General features: G+C 74.7%; 23 protein-coding genes and 1 riboswitch. Of the genes, 8 read left to right on the plus strand and 15 right to left on the minus strand.

The annotated features are described in order from the left end of the window. Nucleotides 1-35: 35 nt before the first annotated feature. The 3 genes from H297_RS35445 to H297_RS0109130 form a co-directional block, all read right to left on the minus strand. On the minus strand, nt 36-1,421 hold the full coding sequence (locus H297_RS35445; protein WP_051351716.1) for an ArsA-related P-loop ATPase: 1,386 nt from the start codon (nt 1,419-1,421) through the stop codon (nt 36-38). Nucleotides 1,422-1,444: 23 nt separating this feature from the next. Further along, on the minus strand, nt 1,445-1,960 hold the full coding sequence (locus tag H297_RS0109125) for an SRPBCC family protein (RefSeq protein WP_027736784.1): 516 nt from the start codon (nt 1,958-1,960) through the stop codon (nt 1,445-1,447). A gap of 144 nt (nt 1,961-2,104) precedes the next feature. Further along, complete coding sequence (locus H297_RS0109130; protein ID WP_027736785.1) at nt 2,105-2,866, minus strand: metallophosphoesterase; 762 nt, start codon at nt 2,864-2,866, stop codon at nt 2,105-2,107. 375 nt (nt 2,867-3,241) lie between these two features. On the opposite strand from H297_RS0109130, the gene H297_RS0109135 reads away from it, so the two are divergent. Then, nucleotides 3,242-5,053 (plus strand): long-chain fatty acid--CoA ligase, encoded by a 1,812-nt coding sequence (locus H297_RS0109135; protein ID WP_027736786.1) that lies wholly within the window; start codon nt 3,242-3,244, stop codon nt 5,051-5,053. Here H297_RS0109135 and H297_RS35450 read toward each other — a convergent pair. Then, nucleotides 5,041-5,769, minus strand: a complete 729-nt coding sequence (locus H297_RS35450) for an NAD(P)H-dependent oxidoreductase (RefSeq protein WP_051351680.1) — start codon at nt 5,767-5,769, stop codon at nt 5,041-5,043. The genes H297_RS0109135 and H297_RS35450 overlap by 13 nt on opposite strands. 78 nt (nt 5,770-5,847) lie before the next feature. Here H297_RS35450 and H297_RS35455 point away from each other — a divergent pair, with 78 nt between their 5' ends. Then, complete coding sequence (locus H297_RS35455; RefSeq protein WP_064744799.1) at nt 5,848-6,834, plus strand: sigma-70 family RNA polymerase sigma factor; 987 nt, start codon at nt 5,848-5,850, stop codon at nt 6,832-6,834. On the opposite strand, the gene H297_RS0109150 is transcribed toward H297_RS35455, so the two are convergent. Continuing rightward, nucleotides 6,817-7,959, minus strand: a complete 1,143-nt coding sequence (locus H297_RS0109150) for a glycosyltransferase family 4 protein (RefSeq protein ID WP_027736787.1) — start codon at nt 7,957-7,959, stop codon at nt 6,817-6,819. The two genes, H297_RS35455 and H297_RS0109150, sit on opposite strands and share 18 nt — an antisense overlap. A 99-nt stretch (nt 7,960-8,058) precedes the next feature. Between H297_RS0109150 and H297_RS35460 the strand changes: the two genes are divergently transcribed. Next, nucleotides 8,059-9,588, plus strand: coding sequence for a glycosyltransferase 87 family protein (locus H297_RS35460; protein ID WP_106959587.1), 1,530 nt, complete (start codon nt 8,059-8,061; stop codon nt 9,586-9,588). Here H297_RS35460 and H297_RS0109160 read toward each other — a convergent pair. The 5 genes from H297_RS0109160 to H297_RS0109180 all read right to left on the minus strand — a co-directional run bounded on the left by H297_RS0109160 (nt 9,527) and on the right by H297_RS0109180 (nt 15,737). After that, nucleotides 9,527-10,867, minus strand: a complete 1,341-nt coding sequence (locus tag H297_RS0109160) for a hypothetical protein (RefSeq protein ID WP_486589455.1) — start codon at nt 10,865-10,867, stop codon at nt 9,527-9,529. The two genes, H297_RS35460 and H297_RS0109160, sit on opposite strands and share 62 nt — an antisense overlap. Nucleotides 10,868-10,937: 70 nt before the next feature. After that, nucleotides 10,938-11,996, minus strand: coding sequence for a C40 family peptidase (locus H297_RS0109165; protein WP_027736789.1), 1,059 nt, complete (start codon nt 11,994-11,996; stop codon nt 10,938-10,940). Between the two features lie 224 nt (nt 11,997-12,220). Next, nucleotides 12,221-13,252: an NlpC/P60 family protein gene (locus H297_RS0109170; protein ID WP_027736790.1), complete on the minus strand. Its 1,032-nt coding sequence runs from the start codon at nt 13,250-13,252 to the stop codon at nt 12,221-12,223. A 390-nt stretch (nt 13,253-13,642) separates the two neighbouring features. Then, on the minus strand, nt 13,643-15,034 hold the full coding sequence (locus H297_RS0109175; protein WP_486589456.1) for an NYN domain-containing protein: 1,392 nt from the start codon (nt 15,032-15,034) through the stop codon (nt 13,643-13,645). Nucleotides 15,035-15,497: 463 nt separating this feature from the next. After that, the gene (locus H297_RS0109180; protein WP_027736792.1) at nt 15,498-15,737 is read right to left on the minus strand and encodes a hypothetical protein; all 240 of its coding nucleotides are present in this window, start codon (nt 15,735-15,737) and stop codon (nt 15,498-15,500) included. A gap of 125 nt (nt 15,738-15,862) precedes the next feature. Here H297_RS0109180 and H297_RS0109185 point away from each other — a divergent pair, with 125 nt between their 5' ends. The 4 genes from H297_RS0109185 to H297_RS0109200 all read left to right on the plus strand — a co-directional run bounded on the left by H297_RS0109185 (nt 15,863) and on the right by H297_RS0109200 (nt 17,785). Further along, nucleotides 15,863-16,600, plus strand: coding sequence for a rhomboid family intramembrane serine protease (locus H297_RS0109185; protein ID WP_027736793.1), 738 nt, complete (start codon nt 15,863-15,865; stop codon nt 16,598-16,600). Beyond that, nucleotides 16,597-16,878: an Lrp/AsnC ligand binding domain-containing protein gene (locus H297_RS0109190; protein ID WP_027736794.1), complete on the plus strand. Its 282-nt coding sequence runs from the start codon at nt 16,597-16,599 to the stop codon at nt 16,876-16,878. Before H297_RS0109185 ends, H297_RS0109190 begins: the two co-directional genes overlap by 4 nt. A 69-nt stretch (nt 16,879-16,947) precedes the next feature. After that, on the plus strand, nt 16,948-17,325 hold the full coding sequence (locus H297_RS0109195; RefSeq protein ID WP_027736795.1) for a hypothetical protein: 378 nt from the start codon (nt 16,948-16,950) through the stop codon (nt 17,323-17,325). A gap of 1 nt (nt 17,326) precedes the next feature. Next, nucleotides 17,327-17,785: an SMI1/KNR4 family protein gene (locus tag H297_RS0109200; RefSeq protein WP_106959588.1), complete on the plus strand. Its 459-nt coding sequence runs from the start codon at nt 17,327-17,329 to the stop codon at nt 17,783-17,785. Here H297_RS0109200 and H297_RS35465 read toward each other — a convergent pair. Then, nucleotides 17,755-18,714: a LysR substrate-binding domain-containing protein gene (locus tag H297_RS35465; RefSeq protein WP_051351681.1), complete on the minus strand. Its 960-nt coding sequence runs from the start codon at nt 18,712-18,714 to the stop codon at nt 17,755-17,757. The two genes, H297_RS0109200 and H297_RS35465, sit on opposite strands and share 31 nt — an antisense overlap. A gap of 97 nt (nt 18,715-18,811) precedes the next feature. Between H297_RS35465 and H297_RS35470 the strand changes: the two genes are divergently transcribed. Further along, on the plus strand, nt 18,812-20,062 hold the full coding sequence (locus tag H297_RS35470) for an MFS transporter (RefSeq protein ID WP_051351682.1): 1,251 nt from the start codon (nt 18,812-18,814) through the stop codon (nt 20,060-20,062). 61 nt (nt 20,063-20,123) lie between these two features. Here H297_RS35470 and H297_RS0109215 read toward each other — a convergent pair whose 3' ends face one another. The 4 genes from H297_RS0109215 to H297_RS35475 form a co-directional block, all read right to left on the minus strand. Next, a complete protein-coding gene (locus H297_RS0109215) occupies nt 20,124-21,605 on the minus strand; it encodes an aminotransferase class V-fold PLP-dependent enzyme (RefSeq protein ID WP_486589457.1) in 1,482 nt (493 codons plus the stop codon). A gap of 167 nt (nt 21,606-21,772) precedes the next feature. Further along, nucleotides 21,773-21,891, minus strand: a riboswitch (SAM riboswitch). Nucleotides 21,892-21,970: 79 nt separating this feature from the next. After that, a complete protein-coding gene (locus tag H297_RS0109220) occupies nt 21,971-23,131 on the minus strand; it encodes a uroporphyrinogen-III synthase (RefSeq protein ID WP_027736798.1) in 1,161 nt (386 codons plus the stop codon). Nucleotides 23,132-23,273: 142 nt separating this feature from the next. Next, entirely contained in the window at nt 23,274-24,773 is a 1,500-nt protein-coding gene (locus H297_RS0109225) for an FAD-dependent oxidoreductase (protein ID WP_027736799.1), read from the minus strand. Further along, nucleotides 24,770-26,893 carry a molybdopterin oxidoreductase family protein gene (locus H297_RS35475; RefSeq protein WP_051351683.1) on the minus strand — a complete coding sequence of 708 codons (2,124 nt, stop codon included), beginning with the start codon at nt 26,891-26,893 and terminating at the stop codon, nt 24,770-24,772. Before H297_RS35475 ends, H297_RS0109225 begins: the two co-directional genes overlap by 4 nt. Nucleotides 26,894-26,909: the final 16 nt, after the last annotated feature.

Here is a 26,909-nt window from a genome sequence, read left to right on the forward strand (position 1 = left end):
TTCGACGGTACCCGAACGGGGGTGCCCTGGCCGGGTCAGCCGGGAGGCCCCGACGGGCGGTCCTGCTGCGGCCACAGCGCCGGGTCGGGGGTGAAGCGGACGCCGAGCACCCCGCCGGTGAGGCCCGCGCCGGTGACCCGGCAGCGGCGCAGCGCCGAGGGGAGGGCGAGAACACGTCGGTAGGGGCCGACGCCGACGGTCAGCTCGTCGCCGCGGCGTACCAGTTCGAGCTCGTCGCGGGCGGCGCCGGGCAGCGGCAGGTGCCAGACGAGCCTGCCGTCGGCGGCGGTCCGGTCCTCGATCCAGCCGTAGGCGACGGCGGTGTCCGCTCCGGCCTCCTCCCTCCCGGCCGGCTCCAGGCCCTCGCCCGGGGCGCCGTCGTCGGGCGGACCGGCGGCGTGGGCGGTGCGCGCGGCGGCGGCAAGCTGCGTCAGGTCCTCGGGGCCGCACGGGTCCCGGCCCAGGTGCGGCAGTTCGCACAGCGGCACGGACTCGGCGGCGCACGTCTCACGCAGCGCCTTGAGCGCAATCTGCTGCCGACCGGCCAGCCCGGCCAGCCACGCGTCCGAAGAGCCGGTCGGCAGCAGCCGGTTGGCGACGACGGACTCCAGGACGAGCCCGTGCAACCGCAGTCCGGCCCCCGCGGTGCGCAGCGACTCGGCCGCCAGCGGCCCCGGCTCGGTGACCAGCCGGACGACCGTGGCCGGGGATTCGACGATCTCCTGGACCGCGGCGAGCTCGTCCGACCAGCGCCGGGAGGTCTCGTACAGCCACTGCGCGGGCATGGGGGCGCCGGCGAGCTGGGCCAGCACGGGCCGCAGCGCGCGGGCCGTCTGCCGTTCGGCGGGCAGCAGTCGGCGCAGGTAGCGGCGCAACTGCTCGGGCAGCGCGAGCAGGTTGAGCCCTTCGGGGGTGGGCGGCAGGTCGGCGACGACGATGTCCCAGCCGTCCTCGGCCCCGGCGGGCAGCGTGTCGGTGCGGTGCGCGGTGTGCAGGGTGCGCAGCAGCGCGAAGGTGCCCGCACCGGGGAGTTCGGTCAGCTCGTCCTCGTCCAGCGGCACCGCGCCGAGCAGGTCCAGCACGGTGCTGCCGCGCTGTTGCAGGGCGACGGCCTGCCTGCGGAACTCCGCGCCGGGGTCGATGTGTCCCAGCCACAGCCCGGGGGCCCCGGCCACGGGGGCGAAGGGCGCTGCCGGGTCGGGTGCGGGCGCCGCCCCCTCGCCGGTGCCTCCGGTGCCGCCCGTGGTCCCGGTCCCGCCGGTTCCCGGGCCTCCGTCCGCGGTGCCGGTGCCCAGCAGCGCGGCGAGGCGGCGCGCCGGCTCGGCGCTCAGCAGCAGGGTGCGGTGCCCTTGCGCTGCGGCGGCACAGGCCGTGGCGGCGGCGACCGTGGTGCGTCCCGTGCCGCCCGCACCGGTGACCAGGACGGTCTGCGGGCGGTCGGCGGTCAGTTGCCGTCCTTCGGCGCCCCGGCTCCGGTGCTGCCGGACCCGTCGTCGGTCCCCTCGGACGGGGCCTGGGCGCCGCCCGACTCCACCCGCTTCTTCAGCCCGGCCAGCGCGCGGTCGATGATGACCTTCTCGGCCTTCCGCTTGATCATGCCCAGCATGGGGATCTTGACGTCGACGGTGAGCTGGTAGGTGACCTCGGTGCGCGCGCCGCCGGCCAGCGGTGCGAGGCGGTAGACGCCGTCGAGCGAGCGGAGCATCTGGGACCTGACCAGGGACCAGCGGACCTCGTCGGCACCGATCCACTCGTAAGCGAGGGTGTGCTCGTCCTTGATGGCTCCGGCGTCCAGCAGCAGGCGCACCTGCTCGGCGCGGCCCTGCCCGTCCCGGCCGAGGACCTCGGCCTCCTTCACCTCGCCGGTCCATTCCGGATAGCGGGGGAAGTCGGAGATCACATCCATCACGGCCGCGGGGGCCGCGTCAACGGTGATGCTCGAGCTGGTGTGTTCCGCCATCGCCATGGCCCTCCGAAGTACCCGTGTCCCGCCTGCCGCGCCGTGGCGCGGGGAGCGTCTGCTGTGGAAGGCTACCGCGCGCCCCGGGGACCCGGCGCCGCGCGGGTCACCGGGGGCCCGGCCGCCGCCTGTTCCGGCTCCGCCTCACCAGTCGAGCACCCAGGGGGTGCCGGTCGCGTTGAAGTGGCCGACGTTGACGCACTCGGTCGCCCCGATGCGCATCCGCGAGGACAGCGGCTGGTGGACGTGGCCGAAGAGGTGGTAGCGGGGGCGCAGCGTGTGCAGGGCCTCCAGGAGCTGGGGGCTGCCGCGCTCGAAGCGGCGGGCGACGACGTCGTAGCACAGGTCGGGCACCTCGGGCGGAATGTGGGTGCACAGGACGTCGACCTCGCCGAGCGCCGCGATCTTCGCCGCGTACGTCTCGTCGTCGATCTCGTACGGGGTGGCCATGGGGGTGCGCAGTCCGCCGCCGACGAAGCCGAAGCGCCACCCGCCGATGAGGGCCGTCTCCCCGTCGAGGACGTGGACGCCCCCGCCCGCGTACTCCGGCCACAAGGGCGGCACGTCGACGTTTCCGTAAGTGGCGTACGTAGGGGTGGGGAAGGCCGCGAACAGTTCGGCGTACTGCTTGCGGACGGCCGCCTCCATGGTGGCGTCGCGGTCCAGGCCCTGCCACAGGTCGCGGGAGAGGGCGCGGGCCTCCTCGAAGCGTCGCTCGGTGCGCAGGGCGACGATGCGATCCGCGTTCTCGACGCCGAACAGGTCGGGGAAGATGCCGCGCGAGTGGTCGGCGTAGTCGAGGAAGAGGATCAGGTCTCCCAGGCAGACCAGCGCGTCCGCGCCCTCGCCCGCCTTCGCGAGGTCCTCGCTGTTGCCGTGTACGTCGCTGACTACGTGGACTCGCATGCCGCCACCCTAGGTCGCGGTCCCGCCCCCGGCGAGGGTGCGGCCCTGGGCGCCGGCGCACCGGCGTCCGCACCGCCTCGTGGCCGAAAAGCGCCGTACGCCCGCTCTTGGGGCCCTCTCCCCTTCTCCGCCCTCGCGGCTTCCCTGTCCCCGAACGCCTCGACTAGGCTGCATGTCCGTAAATCCGGCCAACTTCACCTGTGACGCACAAGACATCTCCGCGTCACCCTCTACCCCTGCCCCCGTACCGATGGGTAACGTCCGGGCCGTCATTCTTCCGGGAACGCGGCGCAACCGCCGGGGTACCGGAAGCCGAGCCAATGGAGGCCGAGCCCGCGGCCTCGCGAGTTGGCGCGCCGACGAGGAGCAGCAGTCTTGCGCGAGTACAGCCTTCCGGCCCTCTACGAAGTTCCCGCCGAGGGGAACCTGACGGACCTCATCCGCCGGAACGCGGCTCGCCACCCCGACCTGCCCGTCATCGGGCGCAAGCGGGACGGCCGCTGGGAGGACCTGACCGCCGCCGACTTCCTGACCGAGGTGCACCGGGCCGCCAAGGGGCTGATCGCCGCGGGCGTGGAGCCCGGCGACCGGGTCGGCCTGATGTCGCGCACCCGCTACGAGTGGACGCTGCTGGACTTCGCCGTCTGGAGCGCGGGCGGCGTCACCGTTCCCGTCTACGAGACCAGCTCCCCCGAGCAGATCTCCTGGATCCTCGGCGACTCCGGGGCCGTGGCCTGCCTGGTGGAGACCGAGGCCCACACGGCGGCCGTCGAGTCCGTGCGCGACCGGCTGCCCGCGCTGCGCGAGGTGTGGCAGATCGAGCCAGCGCCGGGCGAGGAGGAGGGCGCCGTCGGCCGGCTGGCCGCGCTCGGCGCCTCGGTCGCCGACGAGACGGTGGAGGAGCGCGGTTCCGTCGCCGACGCCGACTCCCCGGCCACCATCGTCTACACCTCCGGCACCACCGGGCGCCCCAAGGGCTGCGTGCTCACCCACCGCAGTTTCTTCGCCGAGTGCGGCAACGTCGTCGAGCGGCTGCGCCCGATGTTCCAGCCCGGCGAGGGCTCGGTGCTGCTGTTCCTGCCGGTCGCGCACGTCTTCGGCCGACTGGTGCAGGTCGCCGCGGTGATGGCACCGATCAAGCTCGGCCACGTCTCCGACCTGACGACCCTCACCGACGAACTCGGCGCCTTCCGCCCCACGATGGTGCTGGGCGTGCCCCGCGTCTTCGAGAAGGTCTTCAACTCCGCGCGGGCCCAGGCCGTCGCCGGGGGCAAGGGAAAGATCTTCGACAAGGCGGCCGAGGTCGCCGGCGCCTACAGCCGTGCCCTCGACGACCCGGCCGGCCCCTCCCTCGCACTCCGGTTGCAGCGCAAGGTCTTCGACAAGCTGGTCTACAGCCGGCTGCGTGCCGTCCTCGGCGGCCGCGCCACCCACGCCATCTCCGGCGGCGCCCCGCTGGGCGAGCGGCTCGGCCACTTCTTCCGCGGTGTCGGCTTCACCGTGCTGGAGGGCTACGGGCTGACCGAGTCCTGCGCGGCCACCGCCTTCAACCCCTACGACCGCCCCAAGGTCGGCACCGTGGGTCAGCCGCTGCCCGGCTCCGTCATCCGCATCGCCGACGACGGGGAGGTGCTGCTGCACGGCGAGCACCTGTTCACCGGCTACTGGAACAACGCGCAGGCCAGCAAGGAGGCTCTGACCGACGGCTGGTTCCACACCGGCGACCTGGGCACCCTGGATGTGGACGGCTATCTGTCCATCACCGGGCGGAAGAAGGAGATCCTGGTGACCGCGGGCGGCAAGAACGTCGCCCCCGCCGTCATCGAGGACCGCATCCGCGGCCACGCGCTCGTCGCCGAGTGCATGGTCGTCGGTGACGGACGCCCCTTCGTCGGCGCGCTGCTGACCGTGGACGAGGAGTTCCTGCCCCGCTGGGCCGCCGAGCACGGCAAGCAGCAGCTCGGGCACGAGGAGCTGCTCACCGACCCCGAGCTGCTGGCCGAGCTCCAGACCGCCGTGGACGAGGGCAACAAGGCCGTCTCCAAGGCCGAGTCGGTCCGCAGGTTCCGGGTGCTGCGCGAGCAGTTCACCGAGGAGTCGGGGCACGTCACCCCGTCCCTGAAGCTGAAGCGGGGCGTGGTGGCCAAGGACTTCGCCGACGAGATCGAGGCCATCTACGCCGGGTAGGGCGCCGCCCCGGCGGTCAGCCGGTCCGCCAGTGCGCCGACCGCCGCCCGTGCCTGCGCCGCCGAAGCGGAGGACAGCGGCCGCAGGGGGGCCGGCTGCGGGAGGTCCCCGGCCCGCGTCAGCTCGGCGGTGACCACGTGCAGCCGGTCCTCGGGCAGGCCGCGGTCGGTGAGGTAGCCGCGCAGGTACGGGGTGAGGAAGTCGAGACCCTCCTTCGGCGATCCGGGACCGTAACCGCCGCCGTGCGCGGTGACGAGCACGACCTGCTTTTCCCGCAGCGCAGCGGCGCCGGTCGCGGGGTCGGTGAGGGCGCCGGGGAAGTTGATCCGGTCGATCCACGCCTTCAGCGTCGCGGGCACCGTCAGGTTGTACATGGGCACGCCCAGCAGCAGCACTCCGGCCGCCAGCACCTCCTCCACGAGCGGCCGGGTACGGTCCCACTCGCGCTCCTCCTCGGCGTCCTCGCACAGCGCGGCGACCCGGGCCGGCGGAACGGTGCCGTGCCGCTCGGCCCGGTACCCCAACCGGGCGTAGGCCGCCGTCACCTGCGGCACCGGGTCGGCCGCCAGATCGCGGTGGCGGTGTCCGCGCTCCCCCAGCCGCTCGCGCCACACGGCGGCGAACCGGCCGGTGAGCTGCCGGGTGACGGAATCGCGGGCCGCACTCACGCTGGAGTCCACGTGCAGCAGGGTGGGGAAGGCTGCCGGCTCGGTCATGGCTGGTCTCTCCTTGTCACTTCTCCGGTGTGCGGGACGTCGAGAGGGGTGACGGACCGCGCGGGAGAAAGGTGACCGATGGACGCGCTGGACCAACTGGCCGCCCGCTTCGAGGAGCGCCGGGGCCCTCTGCGGGCCGTGGCCTACCGGATGCTGGGCTCGCCCGGCGAGGCCGAGGACGCCGTGCAGGAGACGTGGCTGAAGCTGAGCCGCACCGACGCCGGTGCCGTCGAGAACCTGACCGCCTGGCTGCGGACGGTGCTGTCCCGGGTCTGCCTGGACATGCTGCGGGCGCGGGCTGCGCGGCCCGAGGACCCGGCGGGGCGGCAGATCCCCGAAACCGCGCGGGACGCGGAGGCGGAGGGGCCCGAGGAGGAGGCGCTGCGGGCCGAGTCGGTCGGCAGGGCGCTGCTCGTCGTGCTGGAGACGCTGGGGCCCGAGGAGCGGGTCGCCTTCGTGCTGCACGACCTGTTCGCCGTCCCCTTCGAGGAGATCGCGCCCCTGGTCGGACGGAACACGGTGGCCGCCAAGAAGCTCGCCAGCCGGGCCCGCGCCCGGGTGCGGGGCACGCCCCGGCTGCCGGCCGCGGAGCTGGCTCAGCAGCGCGAAGCGGTGGAGGCGTTCCTGGCCGCGGCCCGCAGCGGCGACCTGGCGGAGCTGCTGCGCGTGCTGGCGCCCGACGTGGTGCGGCGCGCCGATCCCGCCGCGCTGCCCGAGGGGGCGGCGGCCCTGGTGCGCGGCGCGGACGCCGTGGCAGGCGGCACGCTGCTGTGGGGCGGACGCGCACGGTACGCGCAGACCGCACTGGTGGGCGGCGCCGTGGGCGCGGTGGTGGCCCCGGGCGGCAGGCTGCGCCTGGCCCTCACCTTCCGCGTCGAGGGCGGACGGATCGCGGCCTACGACGTCGTCGCGGACCCGGCGGAGCTGACGGCCCTGCAACCGGCCGTACTCGACCCCGTGACACCCGCGGCGGACCAGGATCGCGGACCGACGGCGCCCGCCGCAGGTGGGGGGCCGTGTTCGGCGGTGCGGGCCGGGAGTGGGGAGTCAGAGCAGGTCGCGTAGGTGCTGGGCGAGCAGGTCCCAGCGCCACCGCTCCTCGACCCACTGCCGTCCGCGCTCTCCCATGCGGGCGCGCAGCTCGGGGTCGCGCAGCAGCGTGACCAGCCGGTCGGCGGTCTCCTGGGGGGCTGCGCCGGGGACGACCCAGCCGGTCTCGCCGTCGAGCACCGCGTCGGGCGCCCCGCCGGAGTCCCCGGCCAGCACGGGCAGGCCGGTGGCGGAGGCCTCCAGGTAGACGATGCCGAGGCCCTCGACGTCCAGGCCGCCGCGCCGGGTGCGGCAGGGCATGGCGAACACGTCACCGGCCCCGTAGTGGGCGGGCAGTTCCTCCCAGGCGACGGGGCCGGTGAAGCGGACGGCGCCGGTGAGGCCGCGGGCTGCGGCGAGCTTCTCCAGGTCCGCGCGGTAGGGGCCGCCGCCGACGACGAGCAGCACGGCGTCGGGGACGGCGGCCAGCACCCGGGGCATGGCCTCGATGAGGGTGTCCTGCCCCTTGCGCGGCACCAGCCGTGAGACGCACACGACCACGGGGCGGTCGCTCAGCCCGAGCCGGGCCCGGACGGACGCACCGCCCGAGTCGGGGTGGAAGGTCTTCTCGTCCACCCCGGGCGGCAACTGCACCATCCGGGCGGCCGCCCGCGGGGTGAGGGCGGCCGCGATCCGGCTGCGGGTGTACTCGCCGAGGTAGGTGAGGGTGTCGGTCTCCTCCCCGATGCGCCGCAGCAGGCCACGCGCCGCGGGCAGTTGCGCCCAGCCGGCCTCGTGCCCGTGTGTCGTCGCCACGATCCGCTCCGCCCCGGCCCGGCGCAGGGCCGGGGCCGTCAGCCCGAGCGGCGCCGCGGCGCCGAACCAGACGGAACGGCATCCGTGCTCTTGGAGCAGCGAGACGGCACGCTTGGTGACGCGCGGAGTGGGCAGCAGCATCGTCGTGCGGTCCCGCACCACGGTGAACGGCTGCTCCGCGTCGAACGCCGCGGTGGCCGCCACGCCCTCCCGGCTCCGCTTCCAGGTCGAGGCGTAGACGACGACCCGCTCCGGGTCGAGGCGCAGCGCCATGCTGTGCAGGAACGCCTGGATGCCGCCCGGGCGGGGCGGGAAGTCGTTGGTGACGATCAGGGTCTTGTGCATCGCCGCTGACAGTACCGCGCACCAGTGCGGACACGGCAGGCGCAGGACCGGCGGCTGGGAAGGGGCCCGGCGGCCGGGCACGGTGAGGGAAAGGGCACGATGCGCAGCGAGGCGAGGACGCGACGGGGTGGCGTGGTGGCGCCTTCGCTGGTCTGGGCGGGCACGCGTGCGGTACTGCTGCTGTACGTCTTCAAGGTCTTCACCGTGCCCGGCGGCATGGACATCACGACCGACGTGTCGGCGATCTACCACGGCTGGTACGCGCATCTGTCCGCCGGGGCGTTCCCGTCCGGTGACGTGGCGTGGCAGTACCCGCCCGGTGCCGCCCTCGTCATCCTCGCCCCCGGGCTGCTGACCGGTCCGGCAGCCGGTGGACTGAGCTACGCCTCCGCGTTCTTCGTGCTGGCCTGCGTGGCCGACGCGGCCGTCCTCGGGATGCTGCTGTACGCCGTACGGCGACGCGGCTCCCGCGCCCGTCCGCAGCCCGGCACGAGGGGCGGGCGGCGGCGCGCCGGGGTGTGGGCGTGGGTGGCCGGAGTACCGCTGCTGGGGCCCACGGCCTACGCGCGCTACGACCTGATGGTGACCGCACTGGCCGTGGCCGCGCTGCTCGCCGCCGCCCGCCGCCCCCGCTGGGCCGGGATGCTGGCCGGGCTGGGTGCCATGGTGAAGGTGTGGCCTGCGCTGCTGCTGCTCGGCGCCCCGCGCGGCCGGGCCACCCGCGCCGCGTGGCTCACCGCGCCGGCCACGGCACTGCTGCTCGCGGCCGGGTTCGCCGCCACCATGCCGGGCTCGCTGGACTTCCTCACCGGGCAGCGCGGCCGGGGCACCGAGGTCGAGTCGGTCGGCTCCCTGGCGCTGCACGCGGCCCGGTACTTCTTCGGGTGGGACGGTCAGATCGTGCTGCGGTACGGCTCGATGGAGTTCGTCGGGTCCGGGGTGTGGCTGGTGACCGACGCGGCCATGGTGGCGACCGGGGCCTGCTTCGGCTGGCTGCTGCTGTGGCGGCTGCGGGCGCGCACCTGGTCGCCGGGCACCATGGCGGACGCGGCGCTGGCGGCCGTGCTGGTGTTCGTCGTCACCAGCCGGGTGCTCTCCCCGCAGTACCTGATCTGGCTCGTCGGGCTGGCCGCCGTCTGCCTCACCCTGCGCGCGGGCCGCCGGGCACTGCCCTCCTGGCTGGTGCTGGTGGCGACCGGCCTGACGCAGGTGGAGTTCCCCGTCCGGTTCACCGACGTCGTTACCGGCGGTGGCTGGGGCAGCGTGGCGCTGGCCGCCCGCAACGCCCTGCTGGTCGCCGCGGCGGTGATCGCGTGCGTGCAGTTGTGGCGGTCGACGGTGACCGAAGCGCCGCCCGGGGGAACCGGCCAGGACAGCACCGTGCCCGCCATGCGCCCCCCGCACCAGGACGCCCGGCCTGCGGCCGCCGGGGCCGAGGCGGCTCAGGACGAAGGCGCTCCGCACGCAGGCATCCCCTCCGAAGGCGCCCCGCACCAGGGCATCCGGTACGAAGGTGCTCCGCACGAGGCGGCCCCGCACGGCCGTGCCCCGCACGGGATCGCGCCGTTCAGTGCGCGGGAGGCCGGTTCGCGAGCTGGGCGGTCGCATAGTCCCGCCACCGGTCGGTGAACTCGGCCCGGCTGACGCCGAGGACGGAGCGCAGGGCCGCGTCCGTGTCGGGCCGCCGGCCGTCGTGCGCGCGGCCCGCACGCGCGTACAGCTCGACCAGCTTGTCCGCGCCCCACGTCCCGGCCACCATCCGGCAGGCCAGCCACCCGCCCTCGTAGGCAAGGGCGAGCCGGGTGGGGTCGTTGTCGAAGCGGAAGTCGCGGTCGTCGGGCAGCGCTCCCAGCGGCGAGCCCGCGCCGCGGCCCGCGTGTCCGCCGGCCACCGCGCGGGCGAGCTCGGGCGCCGCCTGGCGGGACGGCAGCTTCGCGGCGCGGTAACCCTCCCAGTCGGCGATGCCCTCGGACAGCCACATCGGTGTCGCGGGGGTGGTCTGCCGCCGGGTGGCCACATGGGTGGTCTCGTGGGTGAGGACCACCTGCCGCCCCTGCTCGCTGAGCACCCCGTAGGCACGCGGATTGACGACGATGCGGTCCGCGGGCGCGGTGTGCTCGCGCCCCTCGCTGCCGCCCTCGCCCGTGGTGACGGCGGCGATCCCGTCGTAGGACGAGGCGGATGACCTGAGCAGCCGGGCCATCGCCCCCACCGAGGACGGCGCCTCCAGCACCGTCCTGCGGGACCAGCCGTCGGGCCACTGCCGGGCGACGGCGGGCACCGCGCGGTCGGCGGCGCGAGCCAGCTCCCGTAGTCCCTCCCGTTCGCGGCCGACACCCAGCACCAGGCTGTGCTCGCCCCGCACGACGGTCAGCGCGCCCTGCTCCCACAGTTGGGTGGCGCTGCCGGAGACCTCGCCCGCCGGCCGCCAGTCGCCGTTCCGCCTCACGAAGCGCAGCCGCTCCGGGTCCGTGGTAGCGACGCGGTCGTAGCCCGTGAGGCGGTACCGCAGCCGGGCGTCGACCCGCGCCTCGTCGCCGTGGCGCGTCACGGACACCACCCGGTAGCCGAACGCGCCCAGCGGCAGCCTGCGCAGGTTGTCGAAGACCTGGCGCTGCCGGTCGCGGTAGCGGTCGGCGCGCGGGTCGAGGCCCGCCAGGTAGGCCTGCCGGTCGCCGTGGCGGAGCGCGGCGGCCTGCCGGTCGAGGGCCGCCTGGAAGGGGGCACGGTCGTTGCCGTCGTCCCCGGCGTCGCAGGCGGACAGGGGCCAGGCGCAGGCACAGAGCGCGAGCAACAGGGCGAGCCCTCGCGGGCTGCGGCGCCGGCGCCTCCGGTACGGGACCGCCCCGTAGCGGGCGCCCCCGCCCAGGGGCCTCCCGGGGCGGGGTTCCCGTCGCCTGTCGTTCACTCCATCGAGGGTACGGGTGGCGTCACCGAGCGGTCCGGCGCGGACCTTGAGCCGCGATCCGAACCGGGGGTCAGGGGCGGGTGACGGACGAGACCGGCATCATGCCGACGGGGTCGTAGCGCACCGGGGCGCCCGGGTGCGGTGCGTGCACCACCCGGCCGTTGCCCATGTACATCGCCACATGGCTGGCGTCGTCCCGGTAGACGACCAGGTCGCCGGGGCGCGCCTGGCTGAGCGGCACCTGCCGGCCCGCCGACCGCTGCGCCTGCGAGGTGCGCGGGATCGAGGTGCCCGCCTGTTTGTAGGCCCACTGCGTCAGCCCGGAGCAGTCGAACGCGCTCGGCCCGGCCGCACCCCAGACGTAGGGGCGGCCGACGGCGGACTGCGCGGCGGCGACGGCCGCAGCCGCCCGCCCCGAGGAGGGCTTGCCGCCGCCGGGCTGTCCGTGGGAGCCGCTCCGTCCGTCCTGGCCGCCGCGGGAGGCGCGGTCCCGCTCGGCCCGCTGCTGGGCGGTGAGCTCGCCAAGGAGCCGCTTGGCGGCGGCGAGCTTCTTCTGGACGCTCTTCTTCTGCCGCCCCAGCGACTCCTGGAGCCCGGTGAGCTGTTCGACCTTGCCGGCCGCCTCGGTGCGCTGCTGCTTGAGGCTGCGCTGGGCCGACTTGAGGTGGTGCAGCCGGAGCGTCTGGCGGTTGCCGATGCGGTCGAGGGTGGCGGCCTTGTCGAGGTAGCGCTCGGGGTCCTCGGTGAACATCAGCGTCAGCGTGGGGTCGATGCCCCCGGAGCGGTACTGGGCGCCGGCCAGCCCGCCGAGCGAGTCGCGCAGGCGGTTGACCTTCTCCTGGCCCCGGGCGACGGCGTCCTGCGCGTCGGAGACCTGCTTGCGGAGGGTGTCGGCCCGCTCTGCGACCCCGTTGTACTTCTCCGTGGCGACCTCCGCCTGCTCGTAGAGGTCGTCGATGCGGGAGTTGACGCTCTTGACGGACGGCTGGCCGCCGCCGGGCTCGGCACCGACGGGCGGGGCGGAGGTGAGCGCGACTGCCGCGCCCGCGGCGGCGGACAGCACGGTGACCCGCGCGGTCCAGCCCTGCGCGGGCAGCGAGGTACGGCGAGGGGACCGGTGGGAAGCCACTGGAGGACGCGTTCCTTCCGCTAGGCGACATGCGCCCGCAGAATGTAGCCGCGCCCTCACAGGCAGCAAAGGACCGATCACCGTCCGTCAGCCCTGCCCCGGGGCGTGACACCCGCCGATCACGCAGGTCACCGGGCAGGTACCCGGGTCACGAGGGGCCGTAGGGCTTCACCCGGACGAGGGACGTTTAGCGGTCATCGCACTGGCTGTTGATCGGCCGGGCGTCAGCCCACCCGGACACCGAACTGGAAGGGCATGTTGCCCATCGCCTCGAACCGTACCGACGCGCCCGGCTTGGGCGCGTGCAGCACCTGTCCGTTGCCGGCGTAGAGACCGATGTGGTGCAGGTCGCCGTAGAAGAGAACCAGATCGCCCGGCTTGAGCGCGCCCTGGCTGGAGATCCGGGTGCCCGCGTTCGCCTGCGCCTCCGAGGTGCGGGGGATCGAGACACCCGCCTGCTGGTAGGCCCAGGAGGTCAGCCCCGAGCAGTCGAAGGAGCTCGGCCCTGTGGCACCCCACACGTACGGGCTGCCGATCTTGCCCTTGGCGGCGGCCAGCGCGGCGGCCGCACGCCCCGAACCGGGCTTCGCGTCGCCGAGGTCGGCGCGCTCACCCGCGGCGCGGTTGGCGCGCTGCTGCTTCTCGGCCAGCTTCGCCTTCTCCTTGGCGGTCAGCGAGTTGAGGAGCGTCTGGGCCTCGGAGAGCTTGCCCTGGATCTCCTTCTTCTTCTTGCCGAGCGCCGTACGGGTGGAGGAGAGGTCCTTCAGCTTGCCGGACGCCTCCTTGCGCTGCTGCGCGAGGCTGCGCTGCTTGGCCTGGATCTTCTTGAGCGCACTGGTCTGCTTGGTGCTCAACTGGTCCATGGCCGAGGCCTTGTCCAGGTACGTGTCCGGGTCGGACGAGAGGAAGAGCTGCACCGAGGGGTCGATCCCGCCCGTACGGTACTGCGCGGTGGCCACCGAACCGAGCTGGTCCCGCATCTTGTTGAGGTCGCCCTGGCCGCGCGCGACGCTGTCCTGGAGGTTCTCGACCTCCGTGGAGAGCTTGGACTGCTTCTCCTTGGCGCCGTTGTACTTCTCGGTGGCCGCCTCGGCGTCCTCGTAGAGCTTGTCGACCTTCTCCTTGACGCTCTTCTTGGAGGTCTGCGGGTCGGCGTGGGCCGCCTGGGAGGTGAGGGCGACGGCCGCGGCAGCGGTCATGGTGAAGACACTGACGCGTGCGCGGCTGGGCTGCTTGGGACGACGGTGGGACGCCACGTGGGCGAGCTCCTTCTTCCTCTCAGCCGCCTGCCGGTCGGTCATCTCCGGCTCCGCCGTCGTCGGGGCGGCGCGCACCGAGGCGGCCGTCCGAGCGTGGGCGGAACGAGGCGGTCCCCCGCTGTCACCCCGGATAGGTGATCACCCGAGCGGAGGTTCGAGCCAGAGATTAGCCACGCGTAGTGATCGGAGCAAATCCCTCCAGAAAAAAGGCGACTCGCGACCGCATTCTTTACCCGGGATCCACTCTCGGCGAGCGGTACCTCACGCTGCGCACACGTGACAGGGTGCACCCCCCCTCACCCATCCCGGCCCGAACCGGCCCTCACCGCGGACCTGTTCGGGCGCCCGCCCCCGGCTCCCCTTCCGGGACTTCCGGCCCTTCCGGCGCTAGGTCCGGGCGAGCCGTTTGAGGAGAAGGGTCGCCGCGACGGGGCGGGCGCCGGCCGCGGCACAACCGTCCGCCACCTCGCGGTCGCTGGAGACCACCACCACCGGGCGTCCCGGTGGTTCGGCCCGCACCAGACGGCGGATCAGCTCGTCCGCGGTCTGGCCCGGCTTCGAGAAGAGCACCCTGACCCCGCGCGGCGGCGCCAGCAGCACCGGGGCCGCGAGCTCCGCGCCGTCGAACACGCAGGTGACCTCCGCGTTCGACTGGGCCGCCAGCCCGGCCAACCCGCCCAGCAGCCGCAGCCGCTGCTTGTCCAGCGGCATCGCGGGATAGCCGGACTTGGTGACGTTGTAGCCGTCCACCACCAGGTGTGCCTGGGGCAGCGCCAGCAGTTGGTCCAGCAGCGCCGGGTCCGTCGCCGACAGCGCCCTGGCCGCCACGTCCTTGGGCGACATCCGGCCCGGCTCCACCGCGTCGACGGTGTCGGCGGGGCGGGTCTCGGACGGCGGCAGCGCCAGCTCGCGACGGAGGCCCTGCGCGGCGTCGAGCACCGTGTCCAGCAGCAGCCTGACCCGCATGTCCTCGACGCTGCGGCCCTCGCGCGCCGCCCGGCGCCCGGCCTCCAGTGCGGACTCCGTCTCCGCGAGCCGCGCCTTGAGCCGCCGTACCTCGCTGTCCGAGGCGGTCTTGTCCGCGCTCGCGGAGGACCGCGCCGCCTCCAGCTCCGCCTGGAGCTTGCGCACGGCGGCCTCCCCGCGGCGCACGTCGGCCTGGGCGCTGCGGAGCCGGCGGTGGGCGCCGTCCAGTTCCTTGCGGAGCGCCTCCGTCTCGCGGCGGCCGCGCTCCGCCTCGTCGCGCAGCGCGCTCCGGGCCTGGGACAGTTCCTCGCGCAGGGAGACCAGCTCGCGCTGGGTCTCCTCGCCGGCCCGTTCGGCCTGTGCCCGCTGGGCCTCCTCGCCCGCCGCGGCGACGAGTTTCGCCCAGCCGGGCGGCCGCAGGATGTAGCCGGCCGCTGCCACGTCGACCGGGTCGGCGGCCGGGGGCGGTGCCCCTTCCTCCAGCGCGCCCGCCAACTCGGGCAGCCGCTCGCGGAGCCTGGCGGCGATGCGCTGCCGGAAGACGGCGTCCGTCTCCAGCGCGGCCGCCATGGCGTTGCCGCCGAACTTCGCCCGGCGCTGCGGGGTGAACCGGGCGTACTGCCGCAGCGGGGGCGGCAGTTCGGCGACGGTCAGTCCGCCCAGCGCGTCGTCGGTGAAGACGACGACGCGCCGGCGCACCTTCTCCGGCAACGGCCGCTCCAGTCCCTCGGACTCCCCGTCCTGGGCCTCCCCGCCCCCGGACGGCGCCCGGCCGGAGACTCCGTCCGCGGGCTCCGCCGCGTCGGGCGTCACCTCGCCGGTTCTCCCGTCCCCTGGCACCGCGCCGTCGGACGCCGCGCCCCCCGCGGCGTCTCCACCGCGGGGCCCCGCGTCGCCTGGGAGACCCCCGGCAGCGGGCTCCGCATCACCTGAAGCGCTCCCGCCCCGGGACTCGGTGACGCCCGTGGCGGCCCCGGCGTCGGATACCGCGCCATCCGCGGCGGCCCCGCCGTCACGGGCCGTCTCGCCCGGGGTGCGGCTCTCGTCGGGCGCCGGCCTGTCGGAGGCGGATCCGTGGTCGGGTGCGGCACCGTGCGAGGGGCCGTTCGCGGCAGGTGGCTGCCCGCCGGCCGCTGTCGGCGCCGGACCCCCGTGGTGGGGCCCCGGGCCGACAGCGTTCTCCGGCTGCCGAGGCTCGCCGCCCGTCCGTTCCGCCACCGGTCACACCTGCCGTCTCAAGCCCTGTTCCGCAGAGCTCCTGTGTCTGTCCGAGCCCCTATACCTCAGTGCTGGGCCGGTCCACCAGTTCGATCTGGTCCGCGGCGTTGCACCACCTGCACCGCACGGACTCGATGTTCTCACTGAGGACCTCACGCTCCTCCACCGTCGGCGCTCCGGCCAGGTCCAGATGGACGTACTCCACCACCTTGCTGGACCGGGTCACATCGAACCGGGTCAGGTTGCCGCACAGGGTGCAGCGCCAGCGGGTGTCTGCCGTGGGCGTGGGGACCGCCATCGTGTCGAGTCCTCGCTTCTTGAGGTCGGGGTCACGTGCGGCCAACCCTACGGCCTGGGGGCCGTCCGCGTGCCTGTGCGTGTGTCGAGGAGCATGCCCCGCAACGCAGCCGTCATGATCCCGTCATGGACGGCACCGATCGCGCCGCCGCCGCGCCCCGGCGCCGCGGCGGGAGAGCACGCCCGCCGGCGACGTACGCCCTGATCGGCTGCTGCTGCCTCGTCTTCGTACTCGGCCCGGCCTGCGGGCTCCTCCCCTCCTACGGTACGGGGCGGACCCTGGAGGAGGTGAGGGCGGCCTGGCTCGACCGGTGGGGCGTGGTGCCCCGCACACTGCTGGACGGCGGCTTCGGGCGCCCGCTGCTGACTCCGCTGACCGCGCTGTTCCTGCACGGCAACTGGCTCCACCTGCTGGGGAACCTGCTCTTCCTGTTCGTCTTCGGCGGCGCGGTCGAGCAGCGGATGGGGGCGGCCCGCTTCACGCTCTTCTACCTGGGCACCGGCTACGCCGCGATGTTCTGCTACGCGATGGCGCACCCGGACTCGCCCGAGACGCTGGTCGGCGCCTCGGGGGCGATCTCCGCCGTGCTGGGTGCCTTCCTCTATCTCCACCCGCGCGCCAAGGTCACCAGTGTCTTCCCGTTCCTCTTCTTCCTGCCGCTGCGCTTCCCCGCCTGGGTGGTGCTGCTGTTCTGGCTGACCCTCCAGTGGCTGGCGGCCCGCCAGGACGGCGACGGTCCGGGCATCGCGTACCTGGCCCACGTCGTCGGTTTCACCCTGGGCTTCCTCCTCGCGTGGCTGGGATACCGCCGGGCTAGAGTGACCGGGCCAACCCCGGTACGCGAGGGAGAGACCCAGACGTGATCACTTCGATCGTCCTCATCCGGACGAGCACCGAGCGCATCCCCGAGATCGCCGAGCAGATCGCCGCCATCGACGGCGTCAGCGAGGTCTACTCCGTCACCGGTGCCCACGACCTGATCGCCATGGTCCGCGTCGCCGACCACGACGACCTCGCCGACATCATCCCCGGCCGGATCAGCAAGGTCCCCGGCGTCCAGTCCACCGAGACCCACATCGCCTTCCGCACCTACTCCCAGCACGACCTGGAGACGGCCTTCGCCATCGGCCTGGACTCGTAGGTCCGCAGGCACAGGCGTCCGGCACCCGGCGCCCGCACGCGGCTTCCGGCTTGCCGGTAGCGTGCCGGGATGAGTACGGCGGAGAGCGGCGCGACGAGCGCGACGACCACCCTGTGGCGGCCCACCGGGCCGAAAGAGCTGGAGCTGGTGAAGGAGTCGGGGTGGCGGGCCTGGCCGCCGCGGCTGCCGGAGCAGCCGATCTTCTACCCCGTGCTCGACGAGGACTACGCCGTCCGCATCGCCCGCGACTGGAACGTCAAGCACGACGGGGCCGGGTACGTGACCCGCTTCGAGGTCGAGAGCGCCTTCCTCGCCCGGTATCCCGTCCAGCAGGCGGGCGGGAGGACGATCCTGGAGCTGTGGGTACCGGCCGAGGAACTGGCGGAGTTCAACGCGCACCTCGTCGGGCTGATCGAGGTCGTGCACGAGTTCCATCCGGGTGCCTGACGTGTCCCCGTCCCGGGCACCCGACCTCTCCCCGCCTTCCCGGTGGCGTGCGGAGATCCGCCGGCTCCGTCCGGAGGCGCGGGTGGCGGCGCCGGCCACCGAGGAGTCCCTCGCCGGGAGCGCACGCGCGCTCGGGCAGCCGCTGCCGGCGCCGCTGCGGGACCTGTTGCGGGAGTGCGACGGGGTTCAGGACGAGGACGGCACCGACGTGGTGTGGGACGCCGCACGGATCGCCGCCGACAACGCCTCCTTCCGCGCCTGCCCCGACTTCGCCGCGCTCTGCATGCCCTTCACACCGCTGCTCCTCTTCGGCGACGACGGCGGCGGTGACCGGTTCGCGTTCGTGCGACAGCCGCAGCGGGACGAGGACGTGTTCGTGTGGGAGCACGAGAGCGACTCGCGTAGGTGGGTGGCTCCCGGTCTCGACGCCTATCTGCGGCGGGTGCTGGGCGGCGGTTGAGGCGCACCTGCGTGCGGGGACAGCGGCCCCGGGTGGTGGCCGGGGGGCGTCGGGTCCTCCCCCAGCTCCCGCAGGAACGCGGCGCCGGCCGGGGTGAGCCGGGTGGCGCTCCAGACCAGGCGTTCCTCACGCTGCGGGCCGTCGCGGACAGGCAGGACGCGGAGGCCGGAGAGCTGGGAGACGAAGGCCGAGGGGAGCATGGCGACGGCCATGCCGGTGCGCACCAGGGCGGCCAGGAACTCCCAGTGGGAGACCTCGAAGGCGACGTCGCGCCGGAGTCCGGCCGCGGCGAAGGTCTCCTCGGTCTGCGCCCGCGCGTGGCTGCCGGCGGCGAAGTCGACGAAGACCTCCTCGGCGAGGCGGGCGAGCTCCAAGGGTCCCGCGGCGCCCTCCCGTTCCAGCGGGTGGCCGGGGGCGACCACGACGACGTGCCGGTCCCGCACCAGGACGCGCGAACACACGTCCTGGGTGCGGAACCCCGGGGTCACCCCGAGGAAGGCGAGGTCGAGCGTGCCGCGCCGCACCTGTTCGGCCAGCAGTTCGCTGCGGCTCGTCGTGAGGAGGATACGAACCTGCGGGTAGCGCACGTGGTAGTCGCTCATCATCCTCGGCAGGTCGACGGAGGCGATGGTGCTGATCGCGCCGAGGGCGAGGGTGCCGCGGATCTCGCCGGTGGCGGCGGCGACCTCGGCCGCGGCGCGTTCGGCGGCCTCCAGCGACTGGCGGGCGGCGGGCAGGAAGGCCTCGCCCGCGGGGGTGAGCTCCACGCGTCTGCTGGTGCGGTCGAACAGCCTGGTGCCCAACTCCCTCTCCAGCTTGGCGATCTGGTGGCTGAGCGCGGACTGGACGACATGGCACCGTTCGGCGGCCCGGGTGAAGCCGCCGGACTCGGCGACGGCCACGACGTAGCGGAGCTGCTGGAGTTCCATGTACGCGACTGTAGAGCCGAGCCATCTCGTTGCGCGATCGCTCGTATGACAAGGATGTGTTGGACTCATCGACGGCGGCGCCCGCAGGCTGACCGGCATGACCGACACCGCACCGCGGGCCGTCCCCGCAGCCGCTCCCTCCCCCGCCGCACCGCGTAGCGTCGCCCCACCGCCGGCTCCGCGCCGGGGGCTGCTGGTCCTGATGGCCGTCGCCACCGGACTGTCCTGCGCAGGCAACTACTTCGCCCAGCCGCTCCTGGACCTGATCACCCGCGATCTGCACGTCGGTGCCACCCTCGCGGGCTTCATCGTGACGGCCTCGCAGGCCGGTTACGCGCTGGGCCTGCTGCTGATCGTCCCGCTCGGCGACGTGCTCGACCGGCGCAAGCTGGCGGTCGGCCTGCTCGGCGCGACCGCGCTGTTCCTCGCGCTGACGGCCGCCGCGCCCAACGGGGCCCTGCTGCTGACCGGTACGGTCGCGGTGGCGCTGACGGCGGTCGGCGCGCAGGTCGTCGTCGGCTACGCCTCCGCCCTCGTCCCGGACGAGCGGCGGGGACAGGCGGTCGCCACGGTGATGTCCGGCATCCTGCTGGGCGGGCTGCTCGCCCGGACCGTCTCGGGCGCACTGGCCACGCTCGGCGGGTGGCGCACGGTGTACTGGGTCAGCGCGGTCCCCGTCGCCGTGATGGCCGTGGCCCTGCACCGCTTCCTGCCCCGCGTCGCCTCGCCGGCCCGCCTGTCCTACCCGGCCCTGCTGCGCTCCTCCCTCGCGCTGCTGCGTGAGGTCCCTCTCCTGCGGAAGCGCTCGGTGATCAGCGCACTCTCCTTCGCCTCGTACAGCGGAACGATCACCGCCGTGACCTTCCTGCTGGCGGGCCCGCCCTACCACTGGTCGGAGGGAAGGATCGGGCTGGTGGGACTCCTCGGCGTGATCGGCGTGGCCACCACGACCTTCGCGGGGAAGCTCAACGACCGCGGCTGGGCCCAGCACGTGACGGCGTCCGGCATCCTGGCGCTCGGCGTCGGGTGGCTGGCGATGCTGGGCGGCGAGCGCTCCCTGCTCTGGCTGGGCCTGGGCATCGTCGTGCTGAACGCCGGGCAGCAGGCCGTGCTCAACAGCAGTCAGACGGTGCTGTACCGGCTGCGTCCCGACGCCCGCAACCGGCTCAACTCGGTGTTCATGACCGCTTTCTTCGTCGGCGGCGCCTCCGGATCCGCGCTGACCACCGTGGTGTGGGCGTGCGCGGGCTGGAGCGGGGTCTGCCTGCTGGGCACGGGGCTTGCCGCCGCCGCGCTGGCGGCGTGGGGGCTGGAGCGCCTCGGCGCGGCGCGCGGTGCCGGCCGATGACCACAAGACGACAGCTCCGCCGGACCGCTTGTCGGCACTCCTGCCCGTCCCGGCCCGCCGCTCAGTGTCCGGCGCGCTCCGCGGCCCGGTCGCCGGACGGCTCCGGGACGCAACGGCCGTCCTGCGTACGGTAGTTCCAGCGGGCACCGTCCCGCACCAGGCGGCGGACGGCGGTCACGAACCGCTCCACGTGCTCGTCCGGGGTCCCCGCCCCGAAGCTGACCCGCACCGCGTTGAGCGAGCGCTGCTCTCCCGGCGCGGCCTCCGGCGCCCCGCACTCACCGGGGGTGTCGCCCTCCTGGCCGAGCAGGGTCCGCAGCAGCGGGTGCGCACAGAAGAGCCCGTCGCGGACACCGATGCCGTACTCCGCGGACAGCGCGGCCGCGAAGTGCGAGCTGTTCCAGCCCTCCACCACGAAGGAGACCACCCCGACCTGGTCGGCGCCGTCACCGAAGAGGGAGAGGACCGTCACTTCCGGGACCTCGGCCAGCCCCGCGCGCAGGCGGCCCAGCAACTCCTCCTCGCGGGCGACCACCTGGTCGAACCCGGCCTCGGACAGGGCGCGGCAGGCCGAGGCGAGGGCGTAGGCGCCGATGACGTTCGGCGAACCGGCCTCGTGGCGGGCGGCGGTGGTGTGCCACTCCACCTCCACGCCGCCGTCCGCGCCGCGCGCGACACTGCGGCTCGCACCGCCGCCCGCCAGGTACGGTTCCGCGCCCTGGAGCCAGTCCGCGCGACCCGCCAGCACCCCGGCGCCGAAGGGCGCGTACAGCTTGTGTCCGGAGAACGCCACCCAGTCCGCCTCCAGTTCGGCCAGGCTGACCGGGCGGTGCGGGGCCAGCTGTGCGGCGTCGAGCACGAGCCGGGCGCCGTGCCGGTGCGCGGACCGGGCCAGTTCGCGGACGGGCCAGACCTCGCCGGTCACGTTGGACGCCCCGGTCACGCACACCAGCTTGGGCCCTGCGGGCGCCCCGTGCAGCGCCGCCTCCAGGGTGGCGACGGCCGCTTCGGGCGAGCGCGGCGCGTCCAGGTAGGTCACCTCGTGGTCGCGCCACGGGAGGAGGGAGGCGTGGTGCTCGGTCTCGAAGACGAACACCCGCGTGCCGGCGGGGAGTACGGACGCGAGCAGGTTGAGGGAGTCGGTCGTGGCCCGGGTGAAGACGACCTGGTCGCCCTCCCGGCAGCCGACGAACTCGGCGACCGTTTGCCGGCTGCGCTCGAACAGCTCCGTCGAGAGCTGTGAGAGGTACCCGGCGCCCCGGTGGACACTGCCGTAGTACGGCGCGTACGCGGCCACCTCGTCCCACACCCGTTGCAGCGCGGGGGCACTGGCCGCGTAGTCGAGCGCCGCGTAGGTCACCTCGCCGCCGGTGACCAGGGGGACACGGACGTCACGGCCGAGGACGGGCAGGGGCGCGCCGGCCCCCTCCTGCGGCTGACCGTCCACGGAACGGGAGGAACCAGAAGAGCCAGGGAAAACAGAGGAACCAGAGGAATCACAGGAATCATAGGAAAACGGTGCAAAGGTGGCGTCGAACGGCATGGCGGAGCTCCCATGGGCGGAGGTGACACCTGGCGGCGCCGGACGGGCGCGGCACACCAGGGGAAGGAAAGGGAAGGGCGGGAAGGGCGGGGCCTGGAGGTACGGCCCTAGCGCATTCGCTTGCTCACGGAAGACTCCCTCGAAGACCAGGACCCCTGGCGGAGAGGGATCCGCGCTTGCCGCAGACCTTGCTGTCCTACGGCCTGGTCATCACCCGGGGCACCCCGCCACGGACGGAGGGTTGCCGGACAGCGGGCCGGGGCCTTTGTCGCTGTCGCTCGTGACCTGCGAGGGAGTATGCCACAGCCCGTTCGCGGCGCGCACGGGTGCGTCCATCATGCGGACGCTGCCCCGTGGGACAGCGGTCAGCCGACGGTTCCGGGGGCGAGGCGGTAACCGCGCCCGGTGACCGTCCGGACGATGCCGGGCGTGCCCAGGGCGCTACCCAGTTCGGCGACGGCATCCTCGACGGCGTGCTCGTCGGCGCCCCTGCCCGGCAGCGCAGGCAGCAGGTCGGCACCGGCCAGGACCTGCCCGGGGTGCCGGGCGAGCTCACGCAGCACGGCCACGGGGCCGGGCCCGACGGGCCGCAGCGCGCCGTCCACGACGGCGGCACTGCCCCGCACCTGAACGGTGTGCCCGGCGGCGGTGAACTGCGGGGCCGCGCCGGGCAGCCGCTCGGACACCTGCCGGACGAGGGCGACGGTACGGAAGCGGTCGGGCCAGTAGGCGGGGACGCCCCGGGCGAGCAGCGGCGCGGCGGTGGTCGGCCCGACGCAGGCGGCGTGCACCCTCTCCCGCAGCGCGCGGGTCAGCGCGTCGCCGGTGCCGTGCTCCTCGGCGCGGGAGTACAGCCCGGTGACGGCCGGTGCGCTGGTGAAGGTGACCGCGTCGACGCCGCCCGCCCTCCCGTCGGCCAGCCGGGCGATCAGCCGGTCGAGGGGCGCGGGGTCGAGCGGGCCTGTCGACCGGTAGACGGGCACCGGGACGACCTCGGCGCCCGCGCCCCGCAGCGTGGCCAGGAAGTCGCGCAGGGGCTCCCCGTGGAGCTGGACGGCGATCCGGAGCCCGGCCACGTCGCTGCGTGCCAGCAGGTGTTCGAGGATGGCGTCCGACGACTCGGAGGCGGGCGAGAAGACCTCGCGCAGCCCGGCGGCGCGGATCGCTCCGCAGGCCTTGGGCCCACGGGCGAGCAGCTCCCCGGCGGCGAGCACCCGGCGGAGGGCCTCGCCGTCGCCCTGACTCCCGGCCGCCTCCAGCCAGCGGCGGAAGCCGATGCCGGTGGTGGCGACGACGACGTCGGGCGGGTGGGCGAGCACCTGCCGGGTGGCGGCGCGGAGTTCCTCGTCGTCGGCGAGGGGGACGATGCGCAGCGCGGGGGCGTGGACGACGTCGGCGCCGCGCCGCTGGAGCAGGGCACCCAGTTCCTCGGCACGGCGGGCGGCCGTCACCGCGACGGTGAACCCGGCCAGCGGCGGCACCGCCGCCGGGCCGGTGCGCTCCGGCGACGGTGGGGTTGCCGGCACGGCGTCTCCTTTCACGGGGGCTGTACGGAGGGACGGACCGCGATGGTCCCATCATCGCGGGACGGCTGCGCACCCGGCCGGTCGGCAGTCCTCTGTGGACCCCTCCTGCGACGTGCGGCGCGGTCGGCTCTCGGCGGCGGACTCACCTCGACGGCACACCGGAGGGAGACCGCCCGGTGGCCGGGCCGACCTCGGCGAGCCAGGCGGCGAGCTTCTCCACCGCGGTGCGGCAACTCCCGCAGCCGGTGGTGGCGCGGGTGGCGGCGGCCAGGTCGGGCGCGCAGCGGGCGCCCCCGTGCCAGGCGGTGCGCAGCGCGGCCTTGGTGACGCTGTTGCAGCGGCACACCAGTGCCTGCTCGGACAGGGCTTCGGGGCTGTCCCCGACTTCGGGCGGCAGTGCGCGGCTCAGCAGGAGAGCCAGCCGGTCGGAGGGGGCGGGTGCGCCCCTGTCGTACAGCTGGACGAGTCCGGCGGCGGCATCGGGGAAGCCGAGCAGGATGGCGCCGGTCACCCGGTCGCCGTGCAGCACCAGCTTGGCGTAGCGCTCGCGTGCCGGGTCCTCCAGCCGGAGGACTTCGGGGCCGCCGTCCTGGGCCGCCTGCCCCGGTACGAGTCCGTCCTCCACGAACGGGTCGCCCAGGCAGGTCAGTTCGATACCGGCAGCCTTCAACCGGGTCACGCGCGGGCTGCCCAGGTAGCGGGCGTGCGGGTCGTCGCCGGTGAGCCGGGCGGCGAGGACGGCCGCCTGCTCCCAGCCGGGCTGGAGCAGGCCGGGGGCGGCGTCGGCACAGTCACCCAGCGCGTGGACACCGGGGTCGGCGGTGGTGAGGGTCTCGTCGACGGCGATGCCGCCCGGGCCGGCCGCCAGCCCGCACGCACGGGCCAGCGCGGTCTCGGGGCGGGCTCCCGTGCACAGCAGCAGCCCGTCCGCCTTCAGCAGGCTTCCGTCGGACAGGTGCAGCCCCTCCCCCGGCTCCCAGCGCACCGCCGCGGTTTCCAGCCGGAGCGCGACACCGACGCGGTGCACCGCGCGGCTGAGCGTCCGCCCACCGGACGGATCGAGCTGGCGGCCCATCGGGTACGGCTCGGGGTGGACGACCGTCACCTCGACACCGCGTGCGACGAGGGCCCGTGCGGCTTCCAGGCCCAGGACCCCGCCGCCCAGCACGACGATCTGCCCCTCGCGGGTCCGGGCACGGTCGGCCAGCCGCTGCAACCGGCGCGCGTCTGCGAGGGTGCGCAGGGTGCAGACCCCCGGGGCGAGGGCGCCGCTCCTGCCGTGCAGGCCCGGAAGCGGGGGCACGACGGCCCGGGCTCCGGTGGCCAGCACCAGCTTGTCGTAGGCGAGTTGCCGGCCGTCTGCGGTGGTGACGGTGCGGGCGGCGCGGTCGACCTCGGTGACGACGGTGCCCGTCTCACCAGTCCGGTCGGCCGAGGCGTCCGGGGCGAGATCCGTCCCGGTCAGAGACCCGGCGAGCAGCCGCGGCAGCAGCACCCGGTTGTAGCCGCCGGTCCGTTCGGCACCCAGCACGGTCAGCCGCACGCGTCGGCCCTCCGGGTCGCGGCGCAGGATCTCCTCCCGCAGCCGTGCCCCGACCATCCCGTTGCCGACCACGACGACATGCGTGTCCCGGCGGCTCACGCGGTCTCCTCCCACCCGGTGTCGCCCGCACGCGCGGACCCGTCCCCGGCCCGCTCCAGCCGTACGGCGCACACCTTGAACTCCGGCATCCGGCTGATCGGATCCAGCGCGGGGTTGGTCAGCGCGTTCGCCGCTCCCTCCCCGGGGAAGTGGAACGGCAGGAACACGGTGTCGGTCCGCATGCCGGACGCATGGCGCACCTGGGCGACGACGGCCCCCCGCCGGGAGACGACACGGGCGTGGGCCCCGTCGTCGAGCCCGGCCCGGTGCGCGGTGTCGGGGTGCACCTCGACGTACGGGCCGGGCACGGCCGCCGCCAGCTCAGGTGTCCGCCGGGTCTGGGCGCCGGACTGGTAGTGCTGGAGCAGCCGCCCGGTCGTCGCGTACAACGGGTAAGCCTCGTCCGGAAGTTCGGCGGCGCCCCGATGCTCGACGGGCAGGAACCGGGCCCGCCCGTCGGGGTGGGCGAACCGGTCGAGGAAGAGCCGGGGCGTCCCGGAGCCCGCCGGGGCCGTGCGGGGACTGCCGCCGGCGGGCTCGCGGCCGGTCCGCGGTGCCGGCCAGTACACCCCCTCCCCTGCCTCCAGCGTCTCCGGGTCGACGCCGGAGTAGTCCGCGGGGCCGCCGTCCGTGGCGCGGCGCAGCTCTGCGAAGACCACGCCGGGGTCGGCGGGGAACTCCGCCGCGGGGCGCCCCAGCCGCCCGGCGAGTTCACGCAGCACGTCGAGGTCGGTGCGGACTCCGCGGGGCGGGGGCTGGGCGGCGCGGCGGCGCAGGACGCGGCCCTCCAGGTTGGTGAGGGTCCCGTCCTCCTCGGCCCACATGGTCACCGGGAGGACGACGTCGGCCAGTTCGGCCGTCTCGGAGCGGACGAAGTCGGCGACCACCAGCAGGTCCAGTGCGCCCAGGCGGGCGGCCACGCGGCGGGAGCGGGGCGCGGAGACGGCGGGGTTGGCGCCCATCACCAGCAGCGCCGCCGGACCGTCCGGAGTGCCGAGCGCGTCCAGGAGCTCCCACGCGCTGCGCCCGGGCCCGGGCAGCGTGTCGGCCGGTACGCCCCACACCCGGGCCAGACGGGCGCGGGCCGCCGGGTCGTCGAGGCGTCGGTAGCCGGGCAGTTGGTCCGCCTTCTGGCCCATCTCGCGCCCTCCCTGGCCGTTGCCCTGGCCGGTCAGGCAGCCGTACCCGGATCCGGGGGTGCCGGGCAGTCCGAGCGCGAGGGCCAGGTCGATCCAGGCGGTGACGGTGTCGACGCCGGTGCTGTGCTGTTCCACGCCGCGGCCGGTGAGGACATGGGCGCGGCGGGCGCCGGCCAGCAGCGCTGCCGCACGGTGCAGGTCCGCGGCGGGCACGCCGGTCAGCCGCTCGGTGCGCTCCGGCCACCAGCGCGCGGCACTGCGCCGTACGTCCTCCCAGCCGGCGGTGCGCTCACGCCGGTAGGCGACGCGCTGGGCGGTGTCGAGGTGGCCGTCCACCAGCGCGGCGTGCAGCACTCCCAGGGCGAGTGCCAGGTCGGTGCCCGGCGTGGGTTGCAGGTGGAGACCCCCGGCGGCGAGCGCAGCCTCGGCGGTGGCCGTCCGCCGCGGGTCGACGACGATCAGGCGGCCGGGGTCGAGGTGTCCCATGAGTGGGGGCATGGTCTCTGCGGGGTTGGCGCCGGCGAGCAGCACGGTCTCGGAGGCGTCCAGGTCGGTGACGGGGAAGGGCAGCCCCCGGTCGAGGCCGAAGGCCCGGCTGCCGGCCGCGGCGGCCGAGGACATGCAGAACCTGCCGTTGTAGTCGATCTGCGAGGTGCCCAGCGCGACGCGGGCGAACTTGCCGAGCGCGTACGCCTTCTCGTTGGTCAGCCCGCCGCTGCCGAAGACGGCCACCGCGTCCGGGCCCCGGGCGGCGCGCAGCTCGGCGAACCGCCGCGCCACCAGGCTCAGCGCCTCCTCCCAGGAGGTCTCCCGCAGCGGGGCGCCCTTGCCGTCCCGCACCAGCGGACGGGTCAGCCGCTCGGGCGAGGTCAGCAGGGCCGCCGACGTCCAGCCCTTCTGGCACAGACCGCCCCGGTTGGTGGGGAAGTCACGCGGGGAGACGGACAGCTCGCCGGAGGGGCCGCTCGGGGTGAGGGTCATGGCGCACTGGAGCGCA

It is taken from the genome of Streptomyces sp. CNT360 (assembly GCF_000424785.1).